The 4,411-nt window shown below is 45.2% G+C and carries 5 protein-coding genes; all 5 read left to right on the top strand.

What is annotated here, in order from left to right; all coding sequences use genetic code 11:
* Positions 1–273: formate/nitrite transporter family protein (locus tag WB217_RS10685; RefSeq protein ID WP_423993214.1), on the top strand; the 273-nt coding region annotated here is incomplete at its 5' end.
* Positions 260–3,247, top strand: coding sequence for a formate dehydrogenase subunit alpha (gene fdhF / locus WB217_RS10680; RefSeq protein WP_423993213.1), 2,988 nt, complete (start codon positions 260–262; stop codon positions 3,245–3,247). The genes WB217_RS10685 and fdhF, both read left to right, overlap by 14 nt.
* Complete coding sequence (locus tag WB217_RS10675) at positions 3,222–3,719, top strand: DUF1641 domain-containing protein (protein ID WP_423993212.1); 498 nt, start codon at positions 3,222–3,224, stop codon at positions 3,717–3,719. The genes fdhF and WB217_RS10675 overlap by 26 nt, the downstream gene beginning before the upstream one ends.
* A 14-nt stretch (positions 3,720–3,733) precedes the next feature.
* Positions 3,734–3,946, top strand: coding sequence for a heavy-metal-associated domain-containing protein (locus WB217_RS10670; protein ID WP_423993211.1), 213 nt, complete (start codon positions 3,734–3,736; stop codon positions 3,944–3,946).
* 12 nt (positions 3,947–3,958) lie between these two features.
* Positions 3,959–4,099, top strand: coding sequence for a hypothetical protein (locus WB217_RS10665; protein WP_335430496.1), 141 nt, complete (start codon positions 3,959–3,961; stop codon positions 4,097–4,099).
* Positions 4,100–4,411 lie beyond the last annotated feature (312 nt).

The following is a 4,411-nucleotide window of genomic DNA, read 5'->3' as shown; positions in this document are numbered from 1 at the left end:
CAGCACGTTGTCGCCAATATGTTCGTGATTCCCGCAGCCATATTCTCGGGCTACTACAGCTGGCAGGATTTCATTGGGAACTTCATTCCTGTATTTATCGGGAATGCGATTGGCGGCAGTGTGTTTGTCTCGTTGATTTACTGGATTGCTTACCGGGGAACGATGGAGCAAGGCACCAGCAAAGAAGTAACAAGGAGACAAGGCAGCGGTAAAGCAGGTTTGAGAAGACAGGGCATAAGTAAAGTAGGAATGAGGAGGCATGGGAATGAGTGACACTCGTTTTACAGTTAATATCAATGGCAAGGAATATCAAGCTGTCGAAGGACAGAAGGTTCTTGAGGTAGCAAGAGCAGAGGATGTTTTTATCCCCGGGGTTTGCTATCATCCCGATCTTGGAACTATCCAGACATGTGATACCTGTTATGTCATGGTTGATGGACAATTGGCAAGGTCATGTACGTTAAAGGCAGAGCCTGGCATGAAGATTGATACCATGTCCGAACAGGTAAAGTCTGCACAATATGAGGCCATGTCGCGAATCCTGAAGAACCATGAGCTATATTGTACAGTTTGTGACAATAACAATGGTAATTGCACAATTCATAATACGGTTGAAGATATGGGGCTTGCCCATCAGAAGTATCCATTCGAGGCTAAGCCTTATCCAGCAGATAATTCTCATCCATTTTACCGTTATGAGCCTGATCAATGTATTTTGTGCGGCCGCTGTGTAGAGGCATGCCAGGATTTGCAGGTAAATGAAACACTGACCATTGACTGGAGCCGTGAAGTGCCCCGTGTTATCTGGGACAATGATGTGCCAATCGATCAATCTTCTTGTGTTTCGTGCGGCCATTGCGTAAATGTCTGTCCGTGTAATGCTTTAATGGAAAAATCAATGCTAGGAAACGCCGGGTTCCTTACTGGAATTGCTCCTAACATCCTCGCTCCAATGATTGATATGACAAAGGAAGTGGAACCAGGCTACCGCGAAATTTTTGCCGTATCTGAAGTGGAAGCAGCGATGAGAAAGGCACGGATCAAACGGACAAAGACCGTATGTACATATTGCGGTGTCGGCTGCAGCTTTGAGGTATGGACGAAGGATCGAGAAATCCTGAAAATCCAGACTAAGACCGAAGCACCGGTGAACGGCATTTCAACCTGTGTAAAAGGAAAATGGGGCTGGGATTTCGTTAATAGCGAAGAACGTCTGACGAAGCCGCTGATCCGTAAAGGCGATGAATTTGTCGAGGCAACCTGGGACGAAGCACTTTCGTTGATCGCAGAAAAATTGTCTGGCATAAAAGAAGAATTTGGTCCTGACTCGATTGGCTATATTGCATCGTCAAAATGCTCAAATGAGGAGAATTTCTTATTTCAGAAGTTTGCGCGCGGAATTATGGGCACAAACAATGTAGATAACTGCTCACGATACTGCCAGTCACCAGCTACAACCGGATTAATGAGGACGGTTGGACTTGGCGGGGATTCTGGAACGATGGACGATATTATCGCATCAGAGCTTGTCATCGTTGTTGGTGCGAATCCAGCTGAGTCCCATCCGGTGCTGGCAACACGTATCAAGCGTTCACATAAGCTTTTTGGACAAAAGCTGATTGTGGTTGACCTTCGGGAAAACGAACTTGCTCAACGCGCGGATCTGCATCTTCATCCTAAGCCGGGTACAGATATTATCATGCTTAACGCGATTGCAAAATACTTTTTTGACCAGGGCTGGGAAGATGCGAAATTCCTTGCAGAACGTGTAAATGGTGTTGAGGAATTCAGAGCTTCGTTGGAAAAATTCACACTGGAATATGCTGTGGAAAAAACAGGACTCAGCATGAAGGAGCTGCTCCGACTTGCAGAAATGATCAAGGAAGCGAAATCGGTCTGCATGCTGTGGGCAATGGGTGTTACCCAGCATATGGGCGCATCTGATACAAGCACAGCCATTTCAAACCTGCTTTTGGTTACTGGGAATTACGGTCGACCAGGTACAGGTGCTTATCCATTACGCGGTCATAACAATGTTCAGGGAGCATGCGACTTCGGAACTCTGCCGCCATGGATGCCTGGCTATGAACCTGTACAGGATGAGGCTGTCAGGGCAAAGTATGAAAAAGCATGGGGCGTGAAGCTTCCGGAGAATCCTGGCTATGACAATCACCATATGGTTGAAGCTGTCAATAAAGGCAAGCTTAAAGCCCTTTACCTGTTTGGGGAAGACATGGCCATTGTCGATGCCAACTCAAACTATGTTGATTCGACTTTTGAAAAATTGGATTTCTTTGTTGTCCAGGATATCTTCTTCAGTAAAACCGCTCAATTTGCGGATGTGATTTTACCGGCAGCGCCTAGCCTTGAGAAGGACGGGACCTTTACGAATACAGAAAGGCGGATCCAGAGGTTTTACAAGGTGTTCGAACCGATGGGTGATTCCAAACCAGACTGGTTGATTTTCCAGGAGCTTGCGAATCGTATGGGAGCAAACTGGAATTATCAGCATCCATCTGAAATTATGGACGAAGCTGCCAAGCTTGCGACAATGTTTGCTGGAGTAAGCTATGAACGCCTGGAAGAATGGGAATCGCTTGTATGGCCTGTAAAAGCGGATGGAACGGATACTCCTCTGCTATATAAAGATAAGTTCGGATTCCCGGATGGAAAAGCGAGGCTGTTCCCAGTAGAATGGACGATTCCGTTTGATCCAGGAGGAGAATTTGACTTGCATTTGAACAACGGCCGCCTGCTTGAGCATTTCCATGAAGGCAATATGACACATGAGACGGAAGGGCTAATGCATAAGGTGCCTGATGTGTGGCTGGAAATCTCTCCAGAGCTTGCGGCTGAACGGAATCTTGAAGACGGTGCACTTGTTGGATTGACTTCCCCATACGGTCATGTGGAAGTTCGCGTTATTGTGACTGACAGGGTGAAGGGCAAGGAATTGTACTTGCCGATGAACTCTTCTGAGGATAATGAGGCAGTCAATAGACTGACTAGCAGCTATCACGATATTGTTACCCATACACCGGCATATAAGGAAATGAGCGTAAAAATGGAAGTGCTTGAAACGACGGGCGAACCACCGCTTCCTAAGCATAATCACCGATTTGGGAACAGGATTCCACAAATCAGCGTGAAGGTCGAAGAAAAGTGGCTGCGCTCAGATTATATCCCAATTTCCGAAATCGACGATTTGAAGGAGGGGCATTATGGCGAAACCGATCAGGCAAATTAGCAGGGGGGTTCCTAACCCGATAGAAGAGCAGGACAAGGCCATTGATGAAATCCTTAAAGCGCTCGCTGACAACAAGGAAGCTGTCCTTTCCTTCATTGAACTGACAAAAGAGCTTCATGAAGTAAATGTTTTCGAGACAGCTGGGTCCTTGCTGAAGCAGCGGAATGACGTAGGCGTGATTGCGATGCAGCAGGTCAACCAGCCTGCCGTCCATAATATTATTAAAAGTGGATTTGGCTTATTCAAGTTCCTCGGATCTTTGCAGCCTTCCCAGCTAGAAACACTTTTGCAGGGAGTGACGCTTGGGCTGAAAAGGATGTCCAGTACAGGCGAAAAGGGAAAGAAACAAAGTATCTGGAAAATGAGAATCAGGCTTCGCAGTCCTGAAATACGGGCTGCAATGACGACAATGGTTGATTTCCTGGAGGGAATGGGTGAAGCCTTCCTTAAGAATAGGGAAGACCATAAGTGAGGATGGTGCAGCGAATGAAGGAACAAGTGTATCACATTGATAATCTTGATACGAAGGAAGACGCTGATAAAATCACCAAAGCATTGCTCCACGTCTGGGGGATATCACAAGCCGAAGCAAGTGCGCAACATAAGACGGTTTCCATCAAGTACGATGAGCGGATGGCGTCATCCGAAGATTTTGAACAGGTTGTAAAGGAAGAAGGTTTCAATTTAATAAGTGACTGACGAGGTGATGTTATGAGACTATGTGAGGTTTGCGGAACAAAAGAGGATTTTGAAGACAAGAATGAAGAGATGATTCAAGCAGTCACACTCCATGTTTGTGAAAACTGCCGGGAAGATCGGAAGGTTCATTCATTGCCTGATTGGGCGTTTTAAAAGTTCTAGCTGAGATTAAATTACTGCTTGCCGATCAGATTGGCAACACTATATCTAAATGTCTACTCTCACTACAAAGAAGTCTTCCTTAAATGAAGACAATCCCTAAAAAGAGGATCCAAATCAAATGCAATCCAGGCTCATGCCTGGATTTTTTTTTGCGTGAAAAAGGGAATATACGTGATTATAAAGAAATAATTAACTCATAAATCATTTAATGAAGAGGAGCTTTATAATTGGAATTTTATAAAAGCAATAAAGAAATGATCTCAATTGAAATGGAAATTATGAATTCACATCCGGATTATAACC

Origin of the sequence: Mesobacillus sp., assembly GCF_049588175.1 — a bacterium.
Classification (GTDB): Bacteria; Bacillota; Bacilli; order Bacillales; family Cytobacillaceae; genus Mesobacillus.
Note: the sequence above shows the minus strand (reverse complement) of the source record. Positions and strands in the feature narration are given on the sequence as shown.